Genomic DNA, 26,449 nt, shown 5'->3' on the forward strand with positions numbered 1-26,449 from the left:
CAGGGGGCGGATAGTGGACGAGCGCACGGGGGGCACGGCGGTCGAGCCCGTCCGCGTCCTGGTGAAGGCCATGGCCGTGCTCGACCTGCTCGCCGAGTCCAGCGAACAGATGACGTTGGGTGACATCGCCGCCCGCCTCGAGCTGAACAAGAGCACCTGCTACCGCATCCTCAGCACGCTCGCGACCGAGGACTTCGTCGAGCGCCCCTCACCCGGCTCGTACCGGCTGGGCGTCGGTGCGTTCCGGATCGGTGCGGCCATGGCCCGTCGCATGGGGGTCCGGGAGCGGGCACTGCCCGCCATGCAGGACCTGTACCGAGCCACCGGCGAGACGGTCTTCCTGCTCGTCCCGCACGGCGACGAGGCGGTCTGCGTCGAGAGGCTCGACGGCCGGTACGCGGCGACCCACACGCTCCGGGTCGGCGGGGTCCTGCCGCTGCACCTGGGGGCCGGACCGCGCCTGCTGCTCGCGTCCCTGCCCGACGAGCAGCGAGAGGCCTACTTCGCAGGTGGCTTCGCGCGTCGGGTGGTCCCCGGCCTGCGGGAGGACGGGCTCCGGGCCCAGATCGAGCGGATTCGCGAGGACGGCTACTCGTTCAGCGAGGACGACGTCGAGACCGGGGTCTCCGCCCTCAGCGCCCCGGTGCGCGACCACACCGGGTCCGTGGTGGCGGCGCTCAGCCTCTCCGGCCTGAGCGCCCACCTTCCTCCGACGGAGCGCGAGGAACAGGTGAACGCCCTGTTCGGAGCAGCAGGCGCCGCCTCGCGCGCGCTCGGGCACCGCGGCGAGGCCGCCTGACGCACCCTGAGGGCGGGCTCAGCGGCTGAAGGTGTGCCCGTGCACGCAGCGGAAGGCTCCGCTGTCGAGGCGCGGGGCGGCGGCCTTGCAGACCGGGCAGGGCGCCACGTCGAGGAACTTCGTGCGCGCGCCGGGCCAGACGGTCAAGTGGGAGACGACCTTCGCGGCGCTCTTCACCCGGGAGGTGGCCGCACTACGGACGACGTGGGAACGAGGGGCTGTCACCCGATCGAGGATGCTCCAGCGACGCCATGATCGGCAGCCCCGTTGGCGAGTCCGTGCACGAAGAGTGCAACACCGTTGAGCCAGGAGTGCGACCCGATCCGGTCGATCCGAGCCGTCCACGGTCTCCGGATCTCCGGCGGCTCGTTCGGTGTTGACGACGGCCGATGGCGGCCGACGCTCCCCGGGAGGCACCGCAATGCCGGCACACAGTGCACCGACATCACGACGGCAGCTCCGCACCACCGTCCTGACCGCCCTCGCCACCGCGCTCGCCGCCCTCGGCCTCATGGTCGCCGGGTCGGCCCTGACGGGCTCGCCCGCCGGGCAGGACCCGGTCACGACGGCGGGTCCGGTCCAGCTGGTCGACGCGCCCACCACCGTCTCGACCACACCCGCCGTCAGGGAGTCCGAGGCTCCGCGCACGACGACGTCGAAGCCGACGACGAGCTCGAAGAAGCCGACCACGACGACGACCACGTCGGCCGACGACGAGGACGACGAGTAGGCGAGGTCGGGAATCGCGATCTCACCGAACCGCGCTCGAGGGCGAGGCGGCCGCCGTAGCATCAGCGGCCATGAGCGCTTCTCCCGCCGACGTCGAGCGCAAGGTCCGGCAGCTCGACAACGAGGTTCAGGCGATCTACGAGATGCTCGCCCGCATCGAGGGCACGCAACGGCGCCACGACAACCGGTTCGCGGAGATCGGCACCGACCTCACCGACCTCCGTGGCCAGGTGTCCGACCTCCGCGACACCGTCGCCGCACTCGACGGCAAGGTCAGCTCGCTCGACACCAAGGTCGGCTCGCTGGACAGCAAGGTCAGCGCGCTCGACACCAAGCTGGACCGCGTGATCGGCCTGCTCGAAGGCTGAGGCCGCTGTGCGACCGGCAGGTCCGCCGCACCACATGTACTCGACGGGTCGCCGCAGCGAGGTGAATGCTCGAGACCGATGACGGCGTGGATGCGATGGGGGCTCCTGGCGGCCCTGACGCTCGTCGTCACCCTCGCCCTCCAGCTCGTCGACGTGCCGTCGGCGGCGCTGTTCGCAGGGCTCGGCGTCGCGACCGTCCTGGCACTGCTCGGCCTCGGTCCGCGCACCGTCGCGAAGCCGGCCATGGGTGGCGCCCAGGCCGTGATCGGCGTCGTCATCGGGTTGCTGGCCCGGCCCGACACGCTCACCGCGGTCGCCTCGCAGTGGCTCCCGGTCCTGCTCGTCAGCGTGGGAACCCTCGCCGCGAGCATGGGTGCGGGCCTGCTGCTGGGCGTCCAGCGCGGGGTGTCGCCGCTGACCGGGATGCTGGCGTTGACGGCGGGCGGCGCCTCCGGGCTGACCGCGATCGCCCGCGACCTCGGCGGCGACGAGCGGGTCGTCTCGGTGATCCAGTACCTGCGGGTCGGGCTCGTGACCGCCACGATGCCGATCGTCGCGGCGGCTGTGTTCGGGGCCGCGCACGTCGGCTCGAGCGGGTCGGTGGAGGGAGTGGCGCCCTGGTACGTCGGGCTCGCGCTGGTGGTGCTGTGCTCGCTGGCGGCGTGGCCGGCGGAGAAGCTCCGCATCCCGGCCGGTGCCCTGCTCGGGCCGATGGTCGTCGCGATCGTGCTGTCGGTCAGCGGCCTGACGTTCGGCGGCTCCGCGCCGGACCTGCTGGTCGACCTCGCCTACGCCGTCATCGGGTGGCAGGCCGGCGTGCGGTTCACGCGCGAGGCGGTGCGGACGGTGCTGCGGGTCCTGCCGCTCGCGACGCTGCTGATCGTTCTCATCATGGCCGCGTGCGCGGCGCTGGGCCTGCTGCTCTCCGCGATCACCGGGGTCACGCCGCTCGAGGGCTACCTGGCGACCAACCCCGGCGGGATCTACGCCGTCCTGGCCACGGCCATCTCCTCGGGTGGGGACGTCACGTTCGTGGTGGCGGTGCAGGTCGTGCGGGTGATCCTCATGCTGCTCGTCGCCCCGGCATTGGCGCGGTTGGCGGGGCCGCGGACCCCGGCGCCGGCGTGATCAGTCGTCCGGGTTCGCACCAAGATCACTGGAACGAGGAGGATCTGGACGCTCAGGCCTCGGACTCTCGTCGTTCTGGTGATCTTGAGCGGGCGCCTTCCAGAGATGTAGCGGTTCCGGACGCTCAGGGCGCGGATCCGCTACATCTGCGGCCACTACTCGTCCCGCCTTGTCACGTCGTCGATCGGGCGGGTCTCCAGGTCCGACAGGGCGACGGCGAGCAGCTCGCCCGGCCCGGCCGGAGCAACCCGCGGTGGCGGCTCGGAGGAGATCGCGTGCACGAGCGAGCGCTCCAACGCGGGCCGCAGCAGGTCGGTGAGCTCCTCGCTGCGGGGCTCGCGGAACGCGGTGACGAGCGCGGGGTAGTCGACGAGGGCCGCTGCGGCCTGCGGGGTGGAGACCGTACAGACGACGTCCCGACGGCGGGTCGCGACCCGGTGCGACCACGTCACCACCACCGTCCCGTGCACCGCCGCCCAGAACGACCGCTCCGCACCCGGGGCCGCCAGGGGCTCCTCGCCGAGGACCTCGACGCTGCGCCAGCCCCGGACGTCGACCGCCGTCGACTCCAGCTCGGCGAGCCGGTCGGTGTCGTCGGGGTCGTCGGCGAGGGCGGTGAAGGTCGCGAGGACGTCATCGTCACCCAGCAGCCGCGCGAGGTCGAGCCGCTCCGCCTCGACGCGGAAGTGGTGCACGGCGAGCTGCGGCAGGTCCCCGGTCGCCCGGGCGCGGGCGACGACGACCGCGAGGTCGAGCCGGTCGAGGGGCTCGTCGTCGTCACCGACCTCCGTGGTGGCGCCGAGGTCGGGCCACTGCAGGAGGGTCCGGGTGCGGTCGTCGGGTGGTGGTTCGGCGCCGGTCCGGTCGAGGACGAGGCCCAGCAGGCGGAGCTGGTCGGTGCCGAGGTCGTCCACGTAGCCGCGGACCTCCTCCAGGTCCCGACGGCGGGTCCGGGTCTCGCTCGCGGTGCGCCTCGTCAGGGTCTTCAGGTCGCGACGGAGGTCGTCGGTGTCGTCGTCGCGGTCGGACAGCGTGTCGACGTCGGCCTCGAGACGGCGGATCCTGCGGTAGGCCTCGGCAGCGACGGCGGCGATGAGCAGCAGGAGGACGGCGGCGCCGCCCGCGACCCAGCCCCACCCGACCCCGTCCTGCTGCACGACCGGGGCGGGCGTCACGGCGACCGGCGTGTCCGTGGTCTGCGCCTGCCGCCCCAACCGCGTCAGCCCCTGCGCGGCGGCGGGGTTCCCGACGTCGAGCCGCTGCGCCGCCTCGTACCGCGCCGCCGCCCCGGCCTCGTCACCCGAGACCTCCGCCGCGGAGCCGGCCGCCACCTCGGAGTAGGCCGCGGCGTAGCGCTGGCTCGCGGCGGTGAGGCCGTCCGTGGCGCAGCCGCCCTCCTCCGCCTGCTGAGCGCGCGCCGAGAGCTCCGTCGCCGCCCCGACCCGTCCGGCGGCGAGCTGGGTCGCGGCCGCGTCGCAGAGCGGAGTGGGCGCGGCGGAGCATCCCGCGGTCGTGGCGACGACCGCGAGCAGGACCGCCGCCGCGGCGAGGACTGATCGCACCAAGGGATTTCCTACTGCATCGCCCGATCGAGTCTGCCAGCAGGTGGCTTCGCCACGTGAGCACTTCGGTCGCTATAGCGACCGGAAGTACTCACGAGCCGCAGGCACCTCCGGTCCGCGGTGGGGCGAGGCGGAGCATGGCGACGGCATGGTCGAGGTCGAGCCACTCGTGCTCGGAACCGAAGGCGATGAGTTCCTGGGTGCGGGCCAGGTAGTCCCGGAGAGCCTCCCGGGCCGCGTGGAATACGGCGCGCCCACCCGGACACCGCAGCTCGATCTCGACGTCGGTGACAGGCGTGTCGAGCGGACGGAGGCGCACGTCGCCCTCGCCGGCCGCCTCGATCAGCCCCTGGGCGAGCAGCGCGCGCGAGAACCGCCACACGACCTCGCGGGACCGGACGGTCTGGAACGCGAGGAGCACCGCGTAGGGCTCGGCCCTGGTGTAGCGGAGCTCGACCTGCGCCGGGACCGGCGGACGCTCGGCGCGCACGAGCTCGAGGACGACGGGAACGCGCACGAGGACGTCGTGTCGCATGGCGGGCCTTTCGGAGCAACGTCTGGTGGTGGGATCGGGGGACGATCACGCGCGGAGCACACCCCGCGGCATCCGCAGCGGATGACGCGATGAGCCGCCCCCTCGTACGGCTCTTCGCGCCCGCCGGTGCTCGACGAGGTGGCCCCGCGCGTGATCGCCCGGGCCGACCGGACCCGGGTGGCGCACCACCTCGGAGCCGGGCGACCGGTCCGGAGGAGACAGGCTCACGCGCGCGGCCCTCGCCCGGATCGATCGCCCCGCCGAGCCGCGCGCCGATCACCTGGATCGGGCGAGCGCGACGGCGGGTGTCACGTCCTGGGCAAGCGGCCGGAGGGGCCTGTCCCGGAGAACTGACGGACTCGTCGGACGGCCGCCACCCGCACGACGCGGACGGCGGACGGCGAGGCCTCAGTCGGGCCCGATGGCCACCTCGGGGAACCACCACGTGCACCGGCGCCCGCAGGCGACCAGCACCAGGGCGGCCAGCATCGCCGGCACGGCGAGCGGATCGGTCAGCACGCCGGTCAGGCCGCTCGCGCCGGCACTCGACGAGGCACCGGCCGTCCCGGTGGGGGCCGCCGGGTTCCCGGGCTCGGGGGCACCGGGCGGGCCCTGCTGGGACACGGGGCCGGTCGTCGCGGCGGACGCCGACCGCAGCGCGGCCGAGGAGTGGGATGCCGTCGGCGGCGTCGCGACGTCGCCTAGGTACGAGCCCTCGAGGACCGAGAGGGCCGGAGCGTTCGGCACCGGCCGCGCAGGGGCGAGCCCGGTGGATCCGGTCAACGCGTCCAACGGTGGTCCGACAGCACTCCTGCCGAGGGAGCCGGTCAGCGCCGTCGGGGTGCCCGTCAGGCCGGCGACCGTGCTGACGAGGAGGCCCCCGGTCCCGCCGACGACCGTCCGGCCGAGGGCGTCGACCGTGCCCGTCAGAGCGGTCGTCGTGTTCGTCAGTCCAGCGACCGTGCCGACGAGGAGCTCGCCGGTGCTGCCTAGAGCGGTCCGGCCGAGCGTGTCGACCGTCCCGGTCAGCGCCGTCGTCGTGTCGGTCAGCCCCGCGACCGTGCCACCGAGATCGGCAGCGCCGAGAGCGTGGACCGTCCCGGTCAAGGCGGTCGTCGTGTCGTTCAGCCCGGCGACCGTGCCGACGAGGAGCTCACCGGTCCCCCCGACCGCCGTCCGGCCGAGTGTGTCGACGGTCCCCGTCAGGGCGGTCGTCGTGTCGGTCAGCCCGGAAACCGTCCTGGTCAGCCCCGTCGCCGTGTCCGTCAGCCCGGCGACCGTGCTGCCGACGAGGCCCTCGGTCCGGTTCAGGGTGGCCCGGCTGAGCGTGTCGCCCGTCGCTGTCGACCGGAGCGTCTCGGTGATCGGTGCAGCCGACGCGAGCCGGGCCGGGAGGTCGGCGGCACGGCTCGTGGTGGAGGTGGCGGTGCTCGTGACGGCTGACGTCGCGGTGTCGAGCGCCGTGGCTAACGGCGCTGACGGGCGGGCCCGCGGTTTCGCGGCGGGCGACGTCGGCTTCGAGGTCGCCTTGGTCGAGGTCGGCTTCGTCGAGGTCGCCTTCGCGACGGCGGCCGTCGTCAGGGTCGATGCGCGCGAGATCGCTTTCGCCAACGGCGCCTTCGCCGACGTCGCCTTCGTCGGGGCCGATCCGCCCGACGCCGCATTCGTCGAGCTCGCCTTCGTCGAGCTCGCCTTCGTCGGGGCCGACTCGTCCGACGTCGCCTTCGTCGAGGTCGCCTTCGTCGACGTCTTCTCTGAGCTCGCCTTCGTCGAGGTCTTCGCCGGGCTCGACTTTGCCGGTTTCGACGTGGCTGAGGTCTTCGCCGGGCTCTCCTTTGCGGAAGCCTTCCCGGTGACCGCATGTACCACGGAGCTCACGGGGCCGGCGGACCCGCCGGAGGAGGCTCCGTCATCGGAGTCGGCGTGGGCGGGACCGGCGAGCAGGAGCCCGGCGAGGAGGAACGTGCCCAGCAGTCCGGCGAGGAGCACGAGACGGCGGAGGAGACCGGGGAGGACCGGCTCCGGGTGGACGTCGTCGTGCACGACTCCCACCCCCTCGACGCCCCGGTCCGCCCTCCTGGATACGAGGAGTACCGCGAGGACTCTCCAGAGTGAGACCAAGTGACCAAGATCACAACCACTTCGTCAGCAACTCGCGGCGACGAGGTGCAGGCGTTGCTGCCAACGGTGTAGCGCGGCCCGGCCGACCTCTCACCCGACCTCGACGACCAGCTTGCCCAACGCCGACCGCTCCCCCAGCGCCGCGACCGCCTCGTGCGCCTGGTCCAGCGGGAAGGTGCCACCCACGGGCGGGTCGACGGCGCCCGACTCCAGGAACGGCACGATCCGGTCCCACTCCCGGCGCTGCGTCCCGGGCCGCGGCAAGGCGTAGGCGCCCCAGCCGACCCCGCGCACGTCGATGTTGTTCAGCAGCAGGCGGTTCACCTTCACCGTCGGGATGTCGCCCGCGGTGAAGCCGATGACCAGCAGCCGCCCGAGCGGGGCCAGGCAGCGCAGGGAGTCGGTGAAGCGGTCGCCGCCGACCGGGTCGACCACCATGTCGACGCCCGCCCCGCCGGTCGCCTCGAGCACGGCGTCCTTGAAGCCGTCGCTCGGCACGGTCTCGACCCCGAGCGACCGCACGAACTCCGCCTTCTCCGGGGTCGAGGTCACGGCGATCACGCGGGCGCCGAGGGCCACCGCCAACTGCACGCTCGCCGTCCCGATCCCGCCCGCGGCGCCGTGCACCAGGACGGTCTCCCCCGACTGCAGCCCACCGCGCGCGACCAGCCCGAACGACATCGTCAGGTAGTTCATCGGCAGGCACGCCCCGGCGGCGAACGGCACGGAGTCGGGCAGCGGGAACACGCCGTCCGTCCGCACCGCGACGACCTCGGCGAACGCGCCCACGGTGCTCGCCGCCGCGACCCGCTGCCCCGTCGTGAACCCGCTGCCCTCCGGCGCCCACCGCACCGTCCCGGCCGGCTCGCCGCCCAGGGTGAACGGCAGCTCCGGCTTGTACTGGTACTTGTCCTGGGTCAGCAGCAGGTCGGGGAAGTTCACGCCCGCGGCCGCGACGTCGATCAGGACCTCACCCTCGCCGGGCTCCGGTTCCGGGACGTCCTCGACCGTCAGGGCCGACGGACCGTCATGGGTGGTGACTCGGACAGCGCGCATGTCTACCTCCTGTGTGGCGTCGCCTCGTGAGCACTAAGTGGGCCCATAGGCCCACTTAGTGCTCACCTGCCGCAGGCACATACCGGGGATTGGCGACGGCGAGGCGGGACAGGGTCGAGCTGCGGACGGCCGCCGCCACCGCCTCGTCGTCGGGATCGAGGGAAGAGTCGCGGACGCCCGCGGCCAGCTCGGCGTCGTCACGGCAGCCCGCCATCGACAGGCACTCGTCGTGACGACGGCGCAGCTCCGGCCCCAGCGACAGCTCGCGGCGCACGACGTTCAGGCCGGTGCGCGCGACGCGGGCGAGGTAACGGGAGCGGTCGTCGGCGGGCTCGAACTCGCCGACGAGCGCGCCGGTGATCGCGTCGAGCAGCTCGTCGACGGTCGGGCGCTCCGTTCCCGACGGCGGGTCGGCGGACACCTCGGGCAGCTCGCGCGTCACCAGGCCCAGCACGAGCAGCGCGTCGTACTCGGCCTCGACTGCGCGGCGCCCCAGCACCGCCATCTCCATCGACCGCTCCGACCCGCCGAGGTGCCGCTCCGCCTGGATCCGGCAGATGACCGCCCAGTGCACGCAGGCGTAGACCTCCCACCAGCGCACGTCGTCCGGATCGGGCTCGACGCCGGCTACCTCCGCGTAGCCGGCGAACAGCTCCTCGCGCGGACCGAAGCCACCGACGTCTCCCGCCGCGCCGAACCGCCACGCCCGCGCGCACACCCAGCCGAGGTCCTCGCGCGGGTCGCCGCGGTGGGCGAGCTCCCAGTCGAGGACGGCGGCGAGCCCGGAGTCGTCGATCAGCAGGTTCCCGTTGCGGAAGTCGCCGTGGACGACGGCCGGCGCCACCGGGGACGGCGGGTGCTCCGCGAGCCACCGCAGCGCCACCTCCAGCGCGGGCCGCGGCTCGCCGAACGCCTCGTGCTCGGCGCGCAGCCGGGCCAGCGGGTCCTCGACCAGCTCCAGCGACGGCACCGCCAGCGTGTGGATCCGCGCGAGCACCCGGCCGAACTGACGCGGAAGACCAGCACGTACAGCCGCCCACCGCTCGTCGCGCAACAACCGCCCCGGCAGCGTCTCGCCGTCGAGCCGCTCCATCACCAGGTACGGCGTGCCGACCGCGTCGCTCCCGTCGCCCACGGCCACCAGCGCCGGGATCGGCACGCCCGCCGCTGCGCACGCCCGGAAGCACTCCGCCTCGCGCCGCATCTCCACCGGCCGCGGTACCCCGGGCGGGTCGCGGCGCAGCACGAGCGCGCGGCCGTCGGAGTCGAACGACCACGTCTCGCGGCTCGCACCGGCGGTCAGGCGGCGGAGCCCGCTCACCGACGTCCCCAGCACCTCGGAGAGCGCGGCGTCCAGAGAGCTCACCGCCGACACCCCACCGCGTCCAGCGCGATCGCCCGGTGCCGGACCACGACGTCGTCGTCGGTCAGGGGGCCGCCGCGGCGGTACCAGGTCGCGACCCCGGTGCACGCGATGGTGATGAACCGCGCGGCGTCGTCGGGGTGGGTCGTCGTGAACTCGCCGGACCGGGCGCCGTCGCGCACGACCCGGTCGAACATCCGCTGCTGCGCGTCCCGCTTCGCGACGACGAGCGCGCGGCCCGGCGCCTCCAGCGCGCGCAGCTCGCTGTTGCCGATCAGGCTCTCGCGCTGCGAGTCCATGTGCACCCGCACGTGGGCCTCGACGATCGCCTCCAGCCGGTCGGCCGCGTCCGGGCCGGCAGCGTCCAGGGCGTCCTCGGTAGCGCGCAGCAGCACGTCGAGCCCGCGGTCGCACAGCCGCACGAGCAGGCCCTGCTTGGACTCGTAGTGGTGGTAGAGCACCGCGGGGCTGGTGCCGGCGGCCGACGCGATGTCGCGCACGGACGAGCCGTGGTAGCCGTTCACCGCCATCACCTCGACCGCCGCCGCGAGCAGCGCGGCCGCGGTGGGCTCGTCATCGGGACGCGTGAGCACCGTCGGCGGTGGGACCACCCGACGCCGGACCTCGACACGCACCATGCCCGGCAGCCTAACCCGTCGAACGCTCGTTCAACCAGCCGTTGACGCTGTGAGCAGCATCGTCCTACCGTGGTTGAACGCTCGTTCGACGAGGAGGTGAGGGGCGTGGCGGGTCCGTACGCCGGGCTGCGGGTCTTCGACCTCAGCCATGTCATCGCGGGGCCGTTCTGCACGCGGCTGCTCGCCGACCTCGGCGCCGACGTGGTCCGCGTCGAGCAGCCCACCGGCGACCTGATGCGCGCGCTGCCCGTGGCGGTCGGCGACCCGGCCGACCACCTCTCCAGCGCCTACGCCCAGTACAACTGCGGCAAGCGCTCGATCGGCCTGAACCTCAAGGACGAGCGGGGCCGCGAGCTCGCGCTGGAGCTCGCCGACTGGGCCGACGTCGTCGTCGAGAACTTCGCACCCGGAGCGCTCGACCGCCTGGGCCTCGGCTGGGACGTCCTGCACGCCCGCGACCCGCGCACGATCCTCTGCTCGCTGTCGACGTTCGGCACCGAGGGCCCGTACGCGCACCTCTCCGGCTTCGGGCTGGTCGCCGAGGCGTACTCCGGGCTGATGTCGCTGACGGGCTCCGAGGGCGGCCCGCCGATGCACTTCGGCACCGCACTCGCCGACGTCAACTCCGCCGTCCACGGGCTCGCCGCGATCGGCGCCGCGCTGCACCACCGCGAGCGGACCGGCGAGGGCACGCACGCCGACGTCTCCGCCTTCGACTCCCTGTTCGCGATGATCGACCAGCAGCCGGCCGCCGGGGCGTTCACCGACGGCGAGGCGGTGCGCGGGAAGTACGGCGACCGGCACACGACCTCGGTCCCGTCCGGGGTCGCGACCTGCGCCGACGGCACCCACCTCGCCTACGGCATGGCGGGCGACGTCTTCTTCGCGCGGCTCGTGACGGCGATGGACGCGCCCGACCTCGCCGAGCGCTACGGCGCGGTCGCGGCCCGCGTCGCCGACCCCGGCCCGCTCTACGACCGCATCGAGGCGTGGGCCGCGACCTGGTCGACGGCGGACGCCCTGGTCGAGCACCTCGTCGCCCACGGCCTGTCCGCGGCACGCGTCCGCGGGGTGCGCGAGAACCTCACCGACCCGCACCTGATTGCGCGCGGCACGCTGAGCCCGGTCGAGTTCCCCGGGCACGGCGAGGTCCTCATGCCGACCGCGCCGTTCCGCTTCTCCGGCGCGGAGGTCCGGCCCGGCGCACCGCCGGGCGCGATCGCCGCGGACACCGACGCCGTCCTGCACGACGTCCTCCACCTCGACGACGCCGCCGTCGACGCGCTCTTCGACTCCGGTGCCGTCCACGGCCCGACGAACGAGAGGACCCGATGACCGTCTCCCTGGACCGGTCCGACGACGGGCGGGTCGCGACCCTGCGCTTCGTCGGCCCCCACCCGAACGTCCTGGACCTCGAGACCCTGGAGGCGATGCTCGCCCGGGTCCGCGAGGTCGAGGCCGACCGGACCGTGCGCGTCCTCGAGATCACCGGCACCCCGACCGTCTTCTCCGGCGGCGCCGACCTCACCTCCCTCGGCGCCCTCGACGACGACGCCTACCGCCACTACATCGCCACCGAGTACCGGCTGTTCGCCGAGGTCGAGGCGCTGCCGTTGATCACGGTCGCCGTCATCGCCGGGCCGTGCGTCGGCAACGCCACCGAGCTCGCCCTGGCCTGCGACTTCCGGATCTGCTCGACCGACGCCCGGATCGGCCTGCCGGAGATGCGCGTCGGCTTCGTCGCGCCCGCCCAGCGGCTCACAGCCTTCGTCGGGATCGGCCGGGCCAAGGAACTGCTCTACGGCGGGAAGCTGCTCGCCGCGTCCGACGCGCTCGACCTCGGCCTCGTCACGACCGTCACCGACGACCTCGAGAGCGAGGCCGCGAAGGCCGCCACGAAGTACGCGGCCTACCCGCCGTTCGCGGTCGGGTTCACCAAGCAGGGCATCCACCGCTGCTACGGCGCGGACGAGCGCCGGTTCGATCACGCCGAGCAGGACGCCGCCTTCGCGACCTTCCGCGGCCCCGACTTCGCCGAGGGCGCCGCGGCCGCCCTCGAAGGGCGACGCGCGGTCTTCACCTCGCAGCGGCCCGCGTCATGATCGTCGACCTGCTGGCAGGAGCGGTTCCCGACGACGAGGCCTTCGCGCTCTCCGAGGCCGTCACCCTCGGCCGCCTGCGGGGTTACGCGGAGCACTTCGGCGGCGACCTCGAGCCCGCCCGCACGCACGACGAGGTCACGGCCCGCTGGGCGGACGCGAAGAAGGCCGCCGTCGAGCGCGCCCCGTCCGAGGCCGAGTTCCTGGCGATGCTCGACGACGGCGGGATCGACCTCGCCGGGGTGTACACGGAGGCGTTCGGCTCCCGGCTCGGCGTGCCGACCGCCGGCAACGGGCTGGTCGCGGACTTCGTCGCCCGGCACCCGTCGCGGGTCGTCGGCTTCGCGGGGATCGACCCCTGGGAGCCCGACGCGCCGCGACTCGTGGACGAGGCCGTGGAGAGCGGGCTGTCCGGGGTCGTCCTCTCGCCGTTCAAGCAGCAGCTGCTGCCTGAGGACCCGCGGATGACCCGGATCTACGGGCGCTGCGAGGCGCTCGGCGTGCCGGTCCTGCTGCACACCGGGATCAACTGGTCGCTGGACGCCGCCTACGACGTCGGGCATCCGCGTCACGTCGATGCGGTCGCGCGGGCGTTCCCCGACCTCAAGCTCGTCGCGCTGCACGCCGGGTGGCCGTGGGTCGAGGACATGCTGATGGTCGCCTGGCGGCACCGGCACGTGTACGTCGACCTCTCCGCGCACCGCCCGCGCACCTTCACCCGCCCCGACTCCGGGTGGGGACCGCTCCTGCGCCTGGGCAACCGGCAGCTCGCCGACCGCGTGCTGTTCGCCTCCACGTGGACCCTGCTCGGCGTGCCGCCGGCCCGCCTCATCGAGGAGGTCCGCGCGCTCCCCCTCGACGACGCCGTGATCGACCGCTGGCTCGGCGGCAACGCCGCCCGTCTGCTCGGGAGGGCCTGATGCTGGTCCACGACATCGTCCGCCACCACGCCCGGGCCCGGGGCGCCGCCGTCGCGCTGGTCGTCGGCGAGGAGCGGTACACCTACCGGGAGCTGCAGGAGCTCGTCGACCGCACCGCCGGCGCGCTCGCCGCCCGCGGCATCGGCCACGGCGACCGCGTCGCGGTGCTGGCGAAGAACTCGCTCGAGTACGTCCAGCTCTACTTCGCGACGGCGGCCCTGGGCGCGATCCTCGTCCCGCTCAACTTCTGGCACCGGGCCGGCGAGCACGCCTACACGATCGCCGACGCCGAGCCGTCGCTGTGGTTCGTCGAGGCCGGGTACGACGACGTCACGGGCGAGGCCCGCGCCGCGCACCCGGAGCTTCCTGTCCTGCGCATTCCGGGCCCGGAAGGCGACCGCGCCGACTGGGACGCGTTCCTCGCCGCCGCAGTGGACGTGCCGCCGGCCGTGGTCACCGACGACGACGCGCACATGATCCTCTACACCTCCGGCACCACGGGCCGGCCGAAGGGCGCGATCCTCTCCCACCGTCGCACCGTCGACGACGCCCTCGCGATGGCCACCGTGCTCCGCGCGCACGACCGCGACGTGTTCATGAACTACTTCCCGCCGTTCCACGTCGGGAACTGGGACCACATGAAGCCGTTCCTGCTGATGGGCGGCACCGTGATCCTGCTGCGCGAGTTCGACCCGGACGTCGTGCTGACCCTGCTGCCCCGCCATCGCGTGTCGGTCGTGCTCGGGGTCCCGACGATGCTGCACGCGCTCATCACGCACGAGCGGTTCCCGACGACGGACACGTCGTCCATCCGGCTCCTCTACTACGGCGCCTACGACCCCAGCGGGATCATGGACCGCACCGCCGAGGCCCTCGGCGCCCGCGAGGGCCGCGTGGCGTTCGCCCACACCTACGGGCTGACCGAGGCCGGGCCGTTCGTCACGTGGTGCCCGCCGGAGGACGTGTTCGACCGGTGGGGATCGGTAGGGCGCCCGATGCCCGGCGTCGACGTGGCCCTGCTCGATCCCGACGGCGAGGAGGTCGCCCCGGGCGAGCCCGGCGAGATCTGCGTGCGCGGACCCCGCATGACCGGCTACTGGCGCAACCCCGAGGCGACCGCGACGGCGCTCGCGGGCGGCTGGCTGCACACCGGGGACGTGGCGGTGGCCGACGCCGACGGCTTCCTGACGATCGTCGACCGCACCAAGGACATGATCCGCTCCGGCGGGCAGAACGTGTGGTCCAAGGAGGTCGAGGACTGCCTGGCCCGGCACCCCGCCGTCGTGGACGTGGCCGTGATCGGCGCGCCCGACCCGGTGTACGAGGAGCAGGTCGTCGCGGTCGTGGTGGCTCGCGACGGCGGGTCGGACGAGCTCGCCGACGAGCTCGCCCGCTTCGTCAAGACCCACCTCGCCGGCTACAACACCCCGCGCCGGGTGCACTTCCTCGACCAGTTCCCGCGGACCGCCGTCGGGAAGATCCAGAAGCACGTCCTGCGGGAGATGTTCCGATGAGCTCGATCGACCCCCACATCGCCGGGCTGCTCCGGGACCTCGACGCGTTCATCGACGCGGAGATCGTCCCGCTGCAGGCCCAGGACGACAACGAGCGGTTCTTCGACCACCGCCGCGAGTTCGCCCGCACCGACGTCGAGGCGGGCGGGCTGCCGCGCCGGGAGTGGGAGGACCTGCTCGCCGAGGCGTCCCGCCGTGCCGATGCCGCCGGCTTCTACCGGTACTCCCTGCCGACGGAGCTCGGCGGGCAGGCCGGCAGCGAATCCGCCATGGCCGCGATCCGCGAGCACCTGGCCCACCGCGGGCTCGGGCTGCACAACGACCTGCAGAACGAGCACTCGGTCGTCGGGAACCTCGTCTTCGCGCACCTGCTGCACCTCTACGGGACGCCCGAGCAGCGCGAGGAGTTCGTCGAGGACGTCATCACCGGCCGCCGCGGGCTCGCCTTCGGCCTGACCGAGCCCGAGCACGGCAGCGACGCGACCTGGATGGAGACGACCGCGCGGCGCGACGGCGACGACTGGGTGATCGAGGGCGCCAAGCGCTGGAGCACCGGCGTGCACCGGGCGAGCCACGAGATGGTCTTCGCGCGGACGTCCGGTGAGCCCGGCAGTGCGCGCGGCCTGTCGGCGTTCCTCGTGCCCACCGATGCGCCCGGCTTCGAGGTGCCGTTCTACTGGTGGACGCTGAACATGCCGACGGATCACGGCGAGGTCGTGCTACGCGACGTCCGCGTGCCCTCCTCGGCCCTGTTCGGCGAGGAGGGGCGCGCCCTGGACGTGGCCCAGACGTTCGTGCACTCCAACCGCATCCGGCAGGCCGCCTCGAGCCTCGGCGCCGCGCAGTACTGCATCGACCGGGCCGTGGCGCACGCCCGCGAGCGGGAGACCTTCGGCCGGGCGCTCTCGACCCGGCAGGCGATCCAGTGGCCGCTGGTGGAGCTGCACACCGAGGCGGCGATGCTGCGCGCCCTCGTCCGCGAGACGGCCGCCGAGCTCGACGAGTGCCACCGCGAGGGGCGCCCCGAGGTGTCGGTGGGCCACCACGTCTCGATGTGCAATTACCGCGCGAACCGGCTGGTGTGCGACGCCGCCGACCGCGCGATGCAGGTGTTCGGCGGGCTCGGCTACTCGCGGCACGAACCGTTCGAGCACATCTACCGGCACCACCGCCGCTACCGGATCACCGAGGGCGCGGAGGAGGTGCAGATCCGTCGCGTCGCCGGCCAGCTCTTCGGCTTCCTCTGACCTCCCCCGCCCCGCCCTCGTCGAGGAGAACCTCGTGGCCACTCCCCCTGATGCCCCGCCGCCGTCCGCCGCCGCCGTCATCGCCACCCCGGCGTTCGGCGAGCTCGTCCGCGGCCGCCGGTCCTTCGCGCTGACCGCCACCGCGGTGGGCTTCGGCGCCTACCTGCTGCTGATCGTCGTCTCCGGCTTCACCGAGGCGCTGCGCGCCCCGTTCTTCGGGTTCGCGAGCTGGACCTTCGTCCTGACCGCCCTGATCTTCCCGCTCGTCTGGCTGCTGTGCGGGCTCTACGTGCGCCGCGCCGCGACGTGGGACCGCCTCGCCGAGCGGGCGCTGGTCGAGGCCGTCGGCGAGACCCCGGAGGTCCGTCGGTGAACGCCGACCCGATCACCATCGCGATCTTCGTCGCCGTGATCGCCCTGACCCTGGGGATCACCGCCTGGGCCGGCCGCCGCAACCGGACGGCGTCGTCGCACTACGTCGCCGGCGGGCAGATCACCGGGTGGCAGAACGGCCTCGCGATCGTCGGGGACCTGCTCTCGGCGTCGACCTTCCTCGGCGTGGCCGGCCTGCTCGCCCTCCAGGGCGTGTACGGCTTCTACCTGCTCGCGGGCGGGCTGGTCGCGTTCCTGCTCGTGCTCCTGCTGGTCGCCGAGCCCCTGCGCAACCTGGGCCGCTTCACCGTCGCCGACGTCCTGTCCAGCCGCTTCCGCTCCCGCGGGGTCCGGGCGGTCATGGCGGTCAACACGCTGATCGTGACGATCTTCTACATGATCGCGCAGCTCGTCGGGGCGGGCGTGCTGATCAGCCTGCTCGTCGGCATCCCGTACTGGACCGCGGTCTCGGTCGTCGGCGTGCTCATGGCCGTCTACATCACCGTCGGCGGCATGCTCGCGACGACCTGGATCCAGATCGTCAAGGCCGTCATGCTCCTCGCCGCCATGGCGTTCCTCGTCGTGCTCACGCTCGCCCGGTTCGACTTCGACGTGGTCGCCATGTTCAGCGCCGTCGAGGCGAGCGCGGCGAACGACCTCTTCTCCCGGGCCAGCGGCCTCCTGCCGGGCCTTGAGCTGGTGTCGGTCGCGGTCGCCCAGGTGCTCGGCACCGCCGCGCTGCCGCACATCCTCATCCGCTTCTTCACGGTGCCGGACGCGCAGGTCGCGCGGAAGTCGATGAGCGTCGCGCTGTGGGTCCTGGGGCTGGCGTTCCTCGCGATGCCGTTCATCGGGTACGGCGCCGCGGCGCTGGTCGGGCAGGTGCAGGTCCGCGCCGCGAACTCGGCCGGCAACCTGGCCGCACCACAGCTCGCGGAGCTGCTCGGCGGGCCGGTGCTGTTCGCCGTCATCGCCGCGGTGGCGTTCGCGACGATCCTGGCGGTGGTCGCGGGCCTCGTCATCGCGGGTTCCGGGGCGGTCGCCCACGACCTCTACAGCTCGCTGTGGCGCAAGGGCCGCGCCACCGACGCCGAGCAGGTGCGCGCGGGGCGGATCGCCGCGATCGGCATTGCGCTCGTGTCCATCGTGCTGGCCCTAGGGGCCCAGAACACGAACATCGCGCTGCTGGCGCTGATGGCCGTCGTCGTGGCGGCGAGCGCGAACGTGCCGGTCCTGGTGCTGCTGCTGTTCTGGCCGCGCCTGACGACCCGGGGCGCGATCACCGGCATCACCGCCGGGCTGGTCAGCTCGGTCGTCCTGGTGCTGGTCGGGCCGGGCGTGATGGGGGACGCGGCGCTCTTCCCGCTGTCCTACCCGACGTTGGTCTCGGTGCCGCTGGGCTTCCTCGGGTGCTATCTCGGGACCCGGTTCAGCGGCCCCCGCCCGCCGACCGAGGCACCCTTCGAGGACATGCACGTGCAGGCCACCACCGGTAGGACGTTGGTGTGAGCCCCACGCCGGAGCCCGTCCTCCGCGACCGGTCGGACGACGGGGTCACCACCCTGACGATCGACCGGCCGCGGCGGAAGAACGCGCTGACCGTGGACGGCTGGGCCGAGCTGGCCTCGTCGTTGCGGTCGGCGGCGGAGGACGGGACCCGAGCGCTCGTCCTGCGTGGGACCGGCGGGGACCTGTGTGCGGGCGCGGACCTGTCGGGTGACTCCGAGGGCTCCGACGACGCCGACGACTCCGACCACCCGCTCCCGCGGATGCGCCGCATCAACGAGGTGCCGATCGCCCTGCACGAGCTGGCGGTGCCGTCGATCGCGGTGGTCGACGGCGTGGCGGTGGGTGCGGGGTGGAACCTGGCGCTGGGCTGCGACCTCGTCGTCGCGACCCCGCGTTCACGGTTCTCCCAGATCTTCGCCCGCCGGGGGCTGTCGCTGGACCTCGGCGGGTCGTGGCTGCTCCCCCGGATCGTCGGGATGCAGCAGGCGAAGCGGCTCGCGCTGCTGGGCGAGATGGTCGACGGCACGGAGGCGCACCGGCTCGGGCTGGTGACCTACCTCGTGGAGCCGGACGAGGTCGACGGCGTGGTCGCCGACCTCGCGGGACGGCTGGCCACCGGACCACCGGTGGCGCTGGCGCAGACGAAGGAGCTGCTGCACTCCGCGGTCTCGTCGACGCTGCGGGAGGCGCTGGCGAACGAGGCCCGCGCGCAGTCGGTGAACCTCGCCGGCGACGACGCCCGCGCGGCCTTCGAGGCGTTCCGGGAGAAGCGGGAGCCGCGGTTCACCGGAGGGTGGGAGCGGTAGGTCGCAGCGCCCTCTGTCGTGGCGGCGACACACGGACGGTCGTGCACGGTGCAGACCGTCGACGCCGGCGCGACCAGGGTGGCGCGCATGCGGATCCAGACCCTGCTCGCCGTCGTCGTGGGCCTCGTCCTGACGCTGGCGGGATGCAGCGGCGGCCTGAGGTCGCGCGACGCGCTCGACGTCGTGCCGGGCCTGCCACCGATCGTCGCGATCGACGCGGAGGGCCAGCACTCGCTCGCCCTCGCCGCCGACGGCCGGGTGTTCTCCTGGGGTGACACCGAGGGCGGGCTGGGCGGACCGGCTCCGGTCGACGACTGCGCCGACCGCACCCCCGAGAGCAGCACCCCGTGCCGGCCGATCCCCGCCGTCGTACCCCTGCCCGGACCCGCCGTCGCGATCTCCTCCGCCGACGACCACCAGGCCGCGCTCACCGCCGACGGCGCGGTGTGGACGTGGGGCTCGGACCACGACCCGCGGCACGCCACGTCGCCGGAGCGCTGCCGGGGCGACGTGCCCTGCCACGTCGCCCCGATCCGCGTCCCCGGTCTCCCGCCGGTGACGGGCATGAGCGCCGGGACGTCGCACCTGCTCGCCGTCGACCGGGACGGACGGGTGTGGCAGTGGGGCGAGGTGCCGGCGCCCTGGTCGACGACGACCTGCTCCGGCGAGCCCTCCTACGGGCGGGACTACCCGTGCTCCCCGGATCCCGTCGTCGTCCCGGGACTCCCGGCCGTCACGTCCGTCGTCACCCACGGGACGATCTCGCTGGCGATCGACACCGAGGGCGGCCTGTGGAGCTGGGCACCCGGCACGTCCACCCAGCTCGGCCGGACGGCGACCCCGACCCGCATCCCCGGGCCCGACACCGTGGCCGGCGTCGCCACCGGGCGCGACGGCACCGCGATCGTCGGCCGCGACGGCTCGGTGTGGGTGACCGGGCAGCTGACGGGCCTCCCCGACGGCGACTGCGGCCGGCAGTGCACGCTCACCCCGGTCCGCGAGCTCGGCCCCGGCTCCGCGATGGCGACGACGGGGACGAGCGGGCTGCGCGTCCGGACCGCCGACGGCACGGTGCTGGTCCGCGACCGCGAGGGCGTCTCGGCCGGGGTGACCGGTCCGCCGCCCTCGAGCTGGGTGCCGGCGCCCGAGTTCGCCGGCGCCGCGATGGTCGCCCACGGCCAGCAGCACCAGCTCGTGCTCACCGCGGACGGCCGGGTCCTCGCCCGCGGCTACAACGCCTACGGTCAGCTCGGGGTGTAGGTCGGGGAAGCGCCGAACGGGGTCCGGCCCCTCCGCCCGTCGGCATTGCGGCACGCACACGGCCAACAGATGCGGCCCCACCCGTGCGCCGCGTTGCGGCACGCATACGGCCAGGGGACGCCGCCCCACCCTGCGTCGGCGTTGCGCCACGCACACGACCGAACGATTCCGACCTCTGGAGACGCGTTGCGCGACGCAATGCCGGTGCCGGAGCAGGCGACCTCCGCCAGCCGTATGCGCCACGCAACGCCGACGCGGGGACAGACGACCTCCGCCGGCCGTGTGCGCGACGCAACGCCCGCACGGCGGGACGCGACCTCCGCTGGCCAGGTGCGCGACGCAACGCGGTGACGCGGCTCCTCAGAGCACGCGCTTCGGGGTCACCGCGGTGAGCCGATCTCGCAGCGCCGACGGAACCTCCCACCCGCCGTCGGGAACGCCGCTCTCGCTCGCGTCGAAGGCGGCGGCCGCGTCGAGCAACCACGGTGCGTCATCGGCGGAGAGGTGGGAGAACCGGACGCGGGGCTTGCCGGGGCCGTCGACGGCGACGTTGCCGTCGTTCGGGCAGCCGCCGAGGCAGGGCACGTGGCGGACCCGGACGCCGCGCTCGGCCGCACCGGTCAGGAGCCGGTCGAGCGCGACGCCGAAGGAGCCGGTGTCCGCGCGGTCGCGGGGGCAGGTCCGGCAGACGAGCAGCGGCACGTCAGGGGCGGGCCGCGACGTACTCGGCGGTGGCGTCGCTGATCCCGCCGGCCGGGTCGTCGAGTCCGCTGTGCGTGACGAGCGGTGCGTCCTCCTTGTGGAAGCGGCCGTCCTTCATGATCGCGTGCAGCTTGTCGTGGTCCTGGAGGACGGTGATGTCGTCGAGCGGGTCGCCGTCGACCAGGATCAGGTCGGCGAGGTAGCCGGGCTGGACCTTCCCGAGCTCGTCGGGGCGCAGCATGATCTCGCCGCCCCACGCGGTGGCCGAGACGATCGCCTCCATGGGCGTGAAGCCGAGGCGCTCGACGAAGTGCTCGAGGTCGCGGGCGTAGGTGCCGTGCGGGGTCCAGGCGAAGCCGTAGTCGCCGCCGGGCAGCAGCTTGATCCCGCGGCGGTGCATCTCGCGCAGGCCCTCGGTGGCCATCTCGAGTTCCTTCTTGTAGCCGACCGCCTCCGCGGCCTCCTGCGGGAACCCGAACGCCTCGGCCTCGTAGAGCGTGGCGATCAGCCAGTTGATGCCGGGCGCGACGAACACCCAGTCCTTGTTGGCCTCGAGCATGTCCATGCCCTCGGCGTCGGTGAAGCTGGCGTGGTAGATCACGTCGACCCGGTTCCGCACGCACATCTTCACGCTCTCCGCGGAGCGCGCGTGGGCACAGACGCGCTTGCCGCGGCGGTGTGCCTCGGTGACGGCGGCCGCGACCTCCTCGTCGGAGAAGTAGGTGTCCTCGGCGCGCTGGGTGCCGGTGATCTCCTCGCCGGTCATCGAGAGCTTGATCTGGTCGACACCGAGGTCGATGAGCTCGCGGACGGCCTTGCGCATGCCCTCCGGGCCGTCGGCGAACTTCGTGATCGACTTGATCAGCGCGCCGCCGGTCACGGCGATCTCGGGGCCGTTGGCGAGGTAGCGCGGGCCGGGGATGCGGCCGGCGTTGATCGCGTCGCGGCAGACGACGTCGAGGCGCTCCTTCGCGGACGCCGCGCCGAGGCACATCGTGTAGCCGGAGTCGATGTACTTCTTGGCCGACTCGACGGAGAACAGCAGGTGCTCCTCGACCGGCATCATCCCGAGCCCGTCGAGGTCCGCCGAGTTGTTCCACGAGAAGTGCGTGTGCGCGTCGCAGAGCCCGGACATGAGCGTGCGGCCCCGGCCCTCGACCACCTGCGCGCCCTCGGTGCGGGCGCCGTCGACGGTGCCGACGGCGGCGATGCGGTCGTCCTCGACGAGCACGTCGCCGGGGTAGGGCAGCGCCCCGGTGGAGTCGAGGATCGAGACGTTGCGGAACAGGACCTTGCTCATGGCGGGCTCCTCGGCGTCGAGGGTCGGTGGTGGGGTCGGTGGAACTCTCAGAAGAACTTGAGGAGGTGCTCGGTGACGTCGTTCGGGCGCTCGAGGGCGGTCCAGTGGCCGCAGGCGGGGAGGACGTCGAGCGTCGCCGCGCCGTGCGCCTCGGCGAGGGCCTGGCTGACCTCGGGCCTCCCGACGCCGTCGTCGGCACCGGTCAGCAGGAGCAACGGCAGGTCGGGGCTGACCGGCCCGGGGTCGGGGGCGCCGGCGAGCGCCTCGCAGGAGCGGGCGTAGCCCTCCGGGTCCTGCCGCAGCACGAGCTCGCGGACGGCGGCGGCGGTCCCCGGGTGGTCGCGGCGGGTGGCCTCGGAGGTCGCGTTGCCCATGACGGCGTCGGCGATCGCCGGCATCTCGCCGGCGCGGGCCTTCGCCGCCCGGTCGTGCTGGCCCTGCTGCCCCGCCTCGGGCAGCGGCGCGGGGACGGCGCCGAGCAGGGCCAGGTGCGACACGGCGTCCGGGCGGGTCGCGGCGAGCAGGCGGACGGTGATCGTGGCCATCGAGTGGCCGACCACGCGGGCGGGCCCGGCGTCGAGGCGGGTCAGGAGGTCGGCGAGGTCGTTGGCGAAGCCCTGGATCGACAGCGTGCCCGCGACCGGCGAGCGCCCCGAGCCCTCCATGTCCGGCCGCACGACGGCGAAGCGCTCGGCCAGCGCGGCGACCTGCGGCTGGAAGAAGTTCGACGTCCCGCCGAGACCGTGCACCAGCAGCACCACCGGGCCGTCCCCGGTGATCTCGACCGCCAGCTCCTTGCCGTTCACCTGCACGTGGTCGTCCTCCTTCAGCGGATGATCGTCAGCGGATGGTGTTGCGGAGCGATCCGAGGCCGGTGATCGCGCACTCGACGACGTCACCCGCCGTCAGGAAGCGGGGTGGGTCGAAGCCGATGCCGACGCCGGCGGGGGTGCCGGTGGCGATGACGTCGCCGGGCAGCAGCGTGATCCCCGCGGAGATCACGCGGATCAGCTCGGGGACGTCGAAGATCAGGTCGGCGACGGGCGCCTTCTGCCGGGGCTCGCCGTTCACCGTCGACGAGACCTCCAGTGCGCCGAGGTCGCCGACCTCGTCCGCGCTGACCGCCCAGGGCCCCATCGGCGCGTGGGTGTCGAGCGACTTGCCCAGCAGCCACTGCTTGTGGTCGCGCTGGACGTCCCGGGCGGTGACGTCGTTGACGATCGTGTAGCCCCAGACGTGGTCCAGGGCGTCCTCGCGGGCGATGCCGCGCCCGCCCCGGCCGACGATGACGGCGAGCTCGGCCTCGTAGTCGAGCTCGCCGGTGATGCCGGCGTGGGCCTCGACGTCGTCGTAGGGACCCGTGACCGCCGTCGTCGCCTTGGAGAAGACGATCGGCTTCTCGGGGAGGTCCTCGGAGCGCTGCGGGGTGTCGTAGCCGGAGCGCCCGAACTCGGCGACGTGCTCGCGGTAGTTCTTCCCGACGGCGAACAGGTCCCGTCGCGGGTGGGCGATCGGCGCGCGGAGGACGGGGTCGTCGACCGCCTGCAGACCGGTGGCGGAGGTGATCCGCGACGCCAGCGCGTCCCACTGGTCGATGACCGCGACGAGGTCGCGCTCCCCCGTCACCGGCGTGAGGTCGAGGACGGTCGAGCCGTCGTCGTCGACCCGGCCGACGCCCTCCCGGCCATCGGCGGTGAACGTCACGAGCTTCACGGCGCGCTCCTCCCCGTCGCCGGACCAATCGTGACCAATCTGCTGATATGGTCGCCGTGGTCGCGGTCAGTCGACCGTACGACGGTGTTATGCAGCTTGTGAAGCCGCGCATTGGTCCTGTATTGGTTGGAGTCGATGACCCCGGTGGTGACGCGCCTGCGGGCGCTGCTCGACGAGTCCGTGGCCGAGGGGACGCTCGGCACCGGCGCGAAGATCCCGACCGAGCGGGCGCTGCAGGAGGTGCTGCAGGCGTCGCGGACGGCCGTGCGCTCGGCGCTCGCGGAGCTCGAGCGCGAGGGCCGGATCACCCGACACGTCGGCCGCGGCACGTTCCTGGCCGAGCTCGAGGGTGGGCCGGAGCTCCCCGCCGTCGCGCGGTCGCCGGTGCAGACGAGCCCCGCCGAGATCATGGCGACCCGCCTCGTCCTCGAACCGGAGGTCGCGGCGCTGGCCGCCCGGCACGCCACGCCGGCGGACGTCGACCACGTGCAGCACTGCCTGCGGCGCGGGAACGCCACGAGCACCTACGAGGAGTTCGAGGCGTGGGACTCCGCGCTGCACCGGGCCATCGCGACGGCCGCCCACAACGGACTGCTGCTCCGGCTCTTCGACACCATGAACGCCGCCCGCGAGCTCCCGGTCTGGGGCAGCATCAAGCGCCGGTCCGCCACGCCTGAGCGGCGCCGGGGCTACGAGTGCAGCCACGGCGAGATCGTGGAGGCGCTGGTGGAGCGCGACGCCGAGGCCGCGCGCGACCACATGCGGGCCCACCTGGTCGACGTGCGCACCAACCTCCTCGGCGCGCCCTGACCCCGCTCAGTGCCGCAGGCGCTGCCGCACCTCCGCCTCGGCGTGCGCGAGCGTCGACGTGTCGGCCTCGCGGCGCAGCTCGTCGAGCCGCTCCCCCGCCTCCGGGCGGCTCCACTCGCGGGCGAAGGCGCCGGAGAGGATGTCGTCGTGCAGGACGGAGGAGAACCGTTCGTACGTCGCGGTGACGTCAGCGGCGGCCAGCGCCCGCAGCTGCCCGTACTGCGAGGTCCGCGAGTGCAGCCCGAGCTGACCGAACAGGCCGTCCCGGGCGATGTGGTCGAACACCTCGGCGGGCTCGCCGGAGAGGTACAGCTCGGAGAGCACCGCCTCCTCGCTGAACCCGGCCTCGGTGAGCACGGCGTGGGCGGTCCGCAGCATCCCGAGCACCATGGGCCACACCGCCTGCTCGCTGAACAGGTCCAGCGCCGCCTCCTCGCGCGCCGACGACATCACCGCCCCGCCGAGCGTGCCGCCGATCCCGCGTGTGACCGCCAGCGCCGTGTCCCACGCGGACCCCGACGCGTCCCGCTCGACCGAGACGAGGCACGGGAACCCGGCCCGCGAGACGTACCGGTCGCGGACGGCCGCGCCGATCATGCGCGGGGCGACCATGACGACGTCGACCCCGTCCGGCACCTCCAGCAGCCCGAAGTGCCAGTTGTAGCCGCTCGCGACGACGAGCGTGTCCCCGGCCCGCAGGCCCGGCGCGACCTCGTCGCGCACCAGCTCCGGCTGCACCTCGTCGGGCACCAGCAGCAGGACGACGTCGGACCCGGCGGCCGCCTCGGCGATCGACCGGGGCGCAAAGCCGGCCTCGTCGGCCGCGGTCGCGTACTCGTCGACCCGGTTCCCGACGACGGGTGTCACGCCCGAGTCGCGCAGGTTCGCGGCCTGCGCCGCGCCCTGGTTGCCGAACCCGAGCACCCCGACCGTGCGTCCGGCCAGCGCCTCCAGGTCGCCGATGCTCTCCGGGCCTTCCCGACGGATCTCCGCGTGTGCCATGCACCTCAGGGTGACCCGGACGCCCGTCCCGGCGCCATCCACCAGGTGCGGAGAGGTGGGGTCAGGGCGTTGCGTCCCGCACACGGCTGGCCGGAGCGACCTGCTCGCGTGCACGCGTTGCGTCCCGCACACGGCCGGCAGGAGCGACTTACTTCGGCCGTCGCGTTGCGTCCCGCACACGGTCGGCCGACGTGGTCTCCTCCCGCTTCCGCGTTGCGCCACGCAACGCCCGTATCGGCAGGGACGAACTCAGCCCGCTGTGTGCGTCGCGCAACGCCCGCGTCGGCCAGGACGAAATCCTCCCGCCGTGTGCGTCCCGCAACGCCCGCGCGAGCCGCCACGCGACCTCACCAGGTCACGCGCGGTGGCACCGTCCCGGCGTTGATCTGGTTGGCGAGGTTCGAGCAGACGATCGCGCAGGTGATGAACCCGGCCAGCCAGGCGAGGAAGCCGAGCGGGAAGAAGAGGAAGAACAGCAGGAAGCCGACGAAGAAGTGCGCGGCCATGAGCGTCAGCCCGGTGCCGATGCGGTCGAGGTAGAGGTGGCCGGCCCCGAGCCACAGGAACGACAGCAGCACCGCCACGCCCGCCGACTTCGCCGGCCGGACCGGATACGCGACCGGCACGTACGCCGCGACGGGCGCACCGTAGGTCGGGTATGGCACGGGCGCGTACGGGGCCGGAGGGGGCGTCGTCGCGAAGGAGGCGGAGTACGGCGGGACCTGCTGGGGCCCGCTCGGGTACTGGACGGGGCGCCCGGCGGCCCGGCACCGCTGGCACGGCACGCCCGCGATCGGCAGCCCTCCGCCGCAGTTCGGGCAGGTCAGCCCCACGTGCTCGCTCATCGTGTCCCCCGACTCGTCGTGACCCCTCGTGGGTGTCGACGACTCATCGCG

28 protein-coding genes are annotated in these 26,449 nt (G+C 73.6%); 15 read left to right on the forward strand and 13 right to left on the reverse strand.

Annotated features, from left to right (window positions below; translation table 11 throughout):
* The first annotated feature begins 13 nt into the window (after positions 1-13).
* Complete coding sequence (locus tag WCD74_RS01705; protein ID WP_337693083.1) at positions 14-799, forward strand: IclR family transcriptional regulator; 786 nt, start codon at positions 14-16, stop codon at positions 797-799.
* 18 nt (positions 800-817) lie between these two features.
* Here WCD74_RS01705 and WCD74_RS01710 read toward each other — a convergent pair whose 3' ends face one another.
* On the reverse strand, positions 818-946 hold the full coding sequence (locus tag WCD74_RS01710) for a hypothetical protein (protein ID WP_337693084.1): 129 nt from the start codon (positions 944-946) through the stop codon (positions 818-820).
* A gap of 274 nt (positions 947-1,220) precedes the next feature.
* On the opposite strand from WCD74_RS01710, the gene WCD74_RS01715 reads away from it, so the two are divergent.
* The 3 genes from WCD74_RS01715 (at position 1,221) to WCD74_RS01725 (ending at position 3,024) form a co-directional block, all read left to right on the forward strand.
* Positions 1,221-1,529, forward strand: a complete 309-nt coding sequence (locus WCD74_RS01715) for a hypothetical protein (RefSeq protein WP_337693085.1) — start codon at positions 1,221-1,223, stop codon at positions 1,527-1,529.
* Positions 1,530-1,599: 70 nt separating this feature from the next.
* Positions 1,600-1,896 (forward strand): hypothetical protein, encoded by a 297-nt coding sequence (locus WCD74_RS01720; RefSeq protein WP_337693086.1) that lies wholly within the window; start codon positions 1,600-1,602, stop codon positions 1,894-1,896.
* 78 nt (positions 1,897-1,974) lie between these two features.
* The gene (locus WCD74_RS01725) at positions 1,975-3,024 is read left to right on the forward strand and encodes an AbrB family transcriptional regulator (protein WP_337693087.1); all 1,050 of its coding nucleotides are present in this window, start codon (positions 1,975-1,977) and stop codon (positions 3,022-3,024) included.
* Between the two features lie 155 nt (positions 3,025-3,179).
* Here WCD74_RS01725 and WCD74_RS01730 read toward each other — a convergent pair whose 3' ends face one another.
* The 3 genes from WCD74_RS01730 to WCD74_RS01740 form a co-directional block, all read right to left on the reverse strand.
* The gene (locus WCD74_RS01730; protein WP_337693088.1) at positions 3,180-4,586 is read right to left on the reverse strand and encodes a hypothetical protein; all 1,407 of its coding nucleotides are present in this window, start codon (positions 4,584-4,586) and stop codon (positions 3,180-3,182) included.
* Between the two features lie 91 nt (positions 4,587-4,677).
* Positions 4,678-5,103, reverse strand: a complete 426-nt coding sequence (locus WCD74_RS01735) for an SsgA family sporulation/cell division regulator (protein WP_337693089.1) — start codon at positions 5,101-5,103, stop codon at positions 4,678-4,680.
* A gap of 426 nt (positions 5,104-5,529) precedes the next feature.
* Positions 5,530-6,228: a hypothetical protein gene (locus WCD74_RS01740; protein ID WP_337693090.1), complete on the reverse strand. Its 699-nt coding sequence runs from the start codon at positions 6,226-6,228 to the stop codon at positions 5,530-5,532.
* Between the two features lie 79 nt (positions 6,229-6,307).
* Between WCD74_RS01740 and WCD74_RS01745 the strand changes: the two genes are divergently transcribed.
* The gene (locus WCD74_RS01745; RefSeq protein WP_337693091.1) at positions 6,308-7,246 is read left to right on the forward strand and encodes a hypothetical protein; all 939 of its coding nucleotides are present in this window, start codon (positions 6,308-6,310) and stop codon (positions 7,244-7,246) included.
* 86 nt (positions 7,247-7,332) lie between these two features.
* On the opposite strand, the gene WCD74_RS01750 is transcribed toward WCD74_RS01745, so the two are convergent.
* The 3 genes from WCD74_RS01750 to WCD74_RS01760 are packed head-to-tail and all read right to left on the reverse strand — an operon-like array spanning position 7,333 to position 10,299.
* The gene (locus WCD74_RS01750) at positions 7,333-8,298 is read right to left on the reverse strand and encodes an NADPH:quinone oxidoreductase family protein (RefSeq protein ID WP_337693092.1); all 966 of its coding nucleotides are present in this window, start codon (positions 8,296-8,298) and stop codon (positions 7,333-7,335) included.
* A gap of 55 nt (positions 8,299-8,353) precedes the next feature.
* Entirely contained in the window at positions 8,354-9,664 is a 1,311-nt protein-coding gene (locus WCD74_RS01755) for a phosphotransferase family protein (RefSeq protein WP_337693093.1), read from the reverse strand.
* Positions 9,661-10,299, reverse strand: a complete 639-nt coding sequence (locus WCD74_RS01760) for a TetR-type transcription factor C-terminal domain-containing protein (RefSeq protein WP_337693094.1) — start codon at positions 10,297-10,299, stop codon at positions 9,661-9,663. Before WCD74_RS01760 ends, WCD74_RS01755 begins: the two co-directional genes overlap by 4 nt.
* A gap of 105 nt (positions 10,300-10,404) precedes the next feature.
* Between WCD74_RS01760 and WCD74_RS01765 the strand changes: the two genes are divergently transcribed.
* From WCD74_RS01765 to WCD74_RS01805, 9 genes are read left to right on the forward strand one after another with little or no spacing between them, the layout of a single operon-like run.
* Entirely contained in the window at positions 10,405-11,634 is a 1,230-nt protein-coding gene (locus WCD74_RS01765) for a CaiB/BaiF CoA transferase family protein (RefSeq protein ID WP_337693095.1), read from the forward strand.
* Positions 11,631-12,401, forward strand: a complete 771-nt coding sequence (locus WCD74_RS01770) for an enoyl-CoA hydratase/isomerase family protein (RefSeq protein ID WP_337693096.1) — start codon at positions 11,631-11,633, stop codon at positions 12,399-12,401. Before WCD74_RS01765 ends, WCD74_RS01770 begins: the two co-directional genes overlap by 4 nt.
* Positions 12,398-13,318, forward strand: a complete 921-nt coding sequence (locus WCD74_RS01775) for an amidohydrolase family protein (RefSeq protein WP_337693097.1) — start codon at positions 12,398-12,400, stop codon at positions 13,316-13,318. Before WCD74_RS01770 ends, WCD74_RS01775 begins: the two co-directional genes overlap by 4 nt.
* Positions 13,318-14,832: a class I adenylate-forming enzyme family protein gene (locus WCD74_RS01780; protein WP_337693098.1), complete on the forward strand. Its 1,515-nt coding sequence runs from the start codon at positions 13,318-13,320 to the stop codon at positions 14,830-14,832. The genes WCD74_RS01775 and WCD74_RS01780 overlap by 1 nt, the downstream gene beginning before the upstream one ends.
* A complete protein-coding gene (locus WCD74_RS01785) occupies positions 14,829-16,079 on the forward strand; it encodes an acyl-CoA dehydrogenase family protein (RefSeq protein WP_337693099.1) in 1,251 nt (416 codons plus the stop codon). The genes WCD74_RS01780 and WCD74_RS01785 overlap by 4 nt, the downstream gene beginning before the upstream one ends.
* Before the next feature lie 34 nt (positions 16,080-16,113).
* Positions 16,114-16,452 (forward strand): DUF485 domain-containing protein, encoded by a 339-nt coding sequence (locus WCD74_RS01790; protein ID WP_337693100.1) that lies wholly within the window; start codon positions 16,114-16,116, stop codon positions 16,450-16,452.
* On the forward strand, positions 16,449-17,960 hold the full coding sequence (locus tag WCD74_RS01795; RefSeq protein ID WP_337693101.1) for a solute symporter family protein: 1,512 nt from the start codon (positions 16,449-16,451) through the stop codon (positions 17,958-17,960). Before WCD74_RS01790 ends, WCD74_RS01795 begins: the two co-directional genes overlap by 4 nt.
* Positions 17,957-18,766, forward strand: a complete 810-nt coding sequence (locus WCD74_RS01800) for an enoyl-CoA hydratase/isomerase family protein (protein WP_337693102.1) — start codon at positions 17,957-17,959, stop codon at positions 18,764-18,766. The genes WCD74_RS01795 and WCD74_RS01800 overlap by 4 nt, the downstream gene beginning before the upstream one ends.
* A 48-nt stretch (positions 18,767-18,814) precedes the next feature.
* The gene (locus tag WCD74_RS01805; protein WP_337693103.1) at positions 18,815-20,026 is read left to right on the forward strand and encodes an RCC1 domain-containing protein; all 1,212 of its coding nucleotides are present in this window, start codon (positions 18,815-18,817) and stop codon (positions 20,024-20,026) included.
* A 360-nt stretch (positions 20,027-20,386) separates the two neighbouring features.
* Here WCD74_RS01805 and WCD74_RS01810 read toward each other — a convergent pair whose 3' ends face one another.
* From WCD74_RS01810 to WCD74_RS01825, 4 genes are read right to left on the reverse strand one after another with little or no spacing between them, the layout of a single operon-like run.
* The gene (locus WCD74_RS01810; RefSeq protein WP_337693104.1) at positions 20,387-20,728 is read right to left on the reverse strand and encodes a DUF1636 family protein; all 342 of its coding nucleotides are present in this window, start codon (positions 20,726-20,728) and stop codon (positions 20,387-20,389) included.
* A 1-nt stretch (position 20,729) separates the two neighbouring features.
* Positions 20,730-22,028 carry a metal-dependent hydrolase family protein gene (locus WCD74_RS01815; protein ID WP_337693105.1) on the reverse strand — a complete coding sequence of 433 codons (1,299 nt, stop codon included), beginning with the start codon at positions 22,026-22,028 and terminating at the stop codon, positions 20,730-20,732.
* A 47-nt stretch (positions 22,029-22,075) separates the two neighbouring features.
* Positions 22,076-22,840, reverse strand: coding sequence for an alpha/beta fold hydrolase (locus WCD74_RS01820; protein WP_337693106.1), 765 nt, complete (start codon positions 22,838-22,840; stop codon positions 22,076-22,078).
* Positions 22,841-22,868: 28 nt separating this feature from the next.
* A complete protein-coding gene (locus tag WCD74_RS01825; RefSeq protein WP_337693107.1) occupies positions 22,869-23,741 on the reverse strand; it encodes a fumarylacetoacetate hydrolase family protein in 873 nt (290 codons plus the stop codon).
* A 135-nt stretch (positions 23,742-23,876) separates the two neighbouring features.
* Between WCD74_RS01825 and WCD74_RS01830 the strand changes: the two genes are divergently transcribed.
* A complete protein-coding gene (locus WCD74_RS01830; RefSeq protein WP_337693108.1) occupies positions 23,877-24,551 on the forward strand; it encodes a FadR/GntR family transcriptional regulator in 675 nt (224 codons plus the stop codon).
* 6 nt (positions 24,552-24,557) lie between these two features.
* Here WCD74_RS01830 and WCD74_RS01835 read toward each other — a convergent pair whose 3' ends face one another.
* Both WCD74_RS01835 and WCD74_RS01840 read right to left on the reverse strand, forming a co-directional pair.
* Positions 24,558-25,553, reverse strand: coding sequence for an NAD(P)-binding domain-containing protein (locus WCD74_RS01835; RefSeq protein ID WP_337693109.1), 996 nt, complete (start codon positions 25,551-25,553; stop codon positions 24,558-24,560).
* Positions 25,554-25,900: 347 nt separating this feature from the next.
* Positions 25,901-26,398, reverse strand: a complete 498-nt coding sequence (locus WCD74_RS01840; RefSeq protein WP_337693110.1) for a hypothetical protein — start codon at positions 26,396-26,398, stop codon at positions 25,901-25,903.
* Between the last annotated feature and the right edge of the window lie 51 nt (positions 26,399-26,449).

It is taken from the genome of Actinomycetospora aurantiaca (assembly GCF_037401875.1).
GTDB lineage: Bacteria > Actinomycetota > Actinomycetes > Mycobacteriales > Pseudonocardiaceae > Actinomycetospora > Actinomycetospora aurantiaca.

Coding starts and splice junctions, on each gene's coding strand:
- WCD74_RS01815 (WP_337693105.1), bottom strand. CDS start 22,028: ATGAGCAAGGTCCTGTTCCGCAACGTCTCGATCCTCGACTCCACCGGG.
- WCD74_RS01750 (WP_337693092.1), bottom strand. CDS start 8,298: ATGCGCGCTGTCCGAGTCACCACCCATGACGGTCCGTCGGCCCTGACG.
- WCD74_RS01840 (WP_337693110.1), bottom strand. CDS start 26,398: ATGAGCGAGCACGTGGGGCTGACCTGCCCGAACTGCGGCGGAGGGCTG.
- WCD74_RS01785 (WP_337693099.1), top strand. CDS start 14,829: ATGAGCTCGATCGACCCCCACATCGCCGGGCTGCTCCGGGACCTCGAC.
- WCD74_RS01725 (WP_337693087.1), top strand. CDS start 1,975: ATGACGGCGTGGATGCGATGGGGGCTCCTGGCGGCCCTGACGCTCGTC.
- WCD74_RS01780 (WP_337693098.1), top strand. CDS start 13,318: ATGCTGGTCCACGACATCGTCCGCCACCACGCCCGGGCCCGGGGCGCC.
- WCD74_RS01835 (WP_337693109.1), bottom strand. CDS start 25,553: ATGGCACACGCGGAGATCCGTCGGGAAGGCCCGGAGAGCATCGGCGAC.
- WCD74_RS01715 (WP_337693085.1), top strand. CDS start 1,221: ATGCCGGCACACAGTGCACCGACATCACGACGGCAGCTCCGCACCACC.
- WCD74_RS01720 (WP_337693086.1), top strand. CDS start 1,600: ATGAGCGCTTCTCCCGCCGACGTCGAGCGCAAGGTCCGGCAGCTCGAC.
- WCD74_RS01760 (WP_337693094.1), bottom strand. CDS start 10,299: ATGGTGCGTGTCGAGGTCCGGCGTCGGGTGGTCCCACCGCCGACGGTG.
- WCD74_RS01775 (WP_337693097.1), top strand. CDS start 12,398: ATGATCGTCGACCTGCTGGCAGGAGCGGTTCCCGACGACGAGGCCTTC.
- WCD74_RS01830 (WP_337693108.1), top strand. CDS start 23,877: ATGACCCCGGTGGTGACGCGCCTGCGGGCGCTGCTCGACGAGTCCGTG.
- WCD74_RS01770 (WP_337693096.1), top strand. CDS start 11,631: ATGACCGTCTCCCTGGACCGGTCCGACGACGGGCGGGTCGCGACCCTG.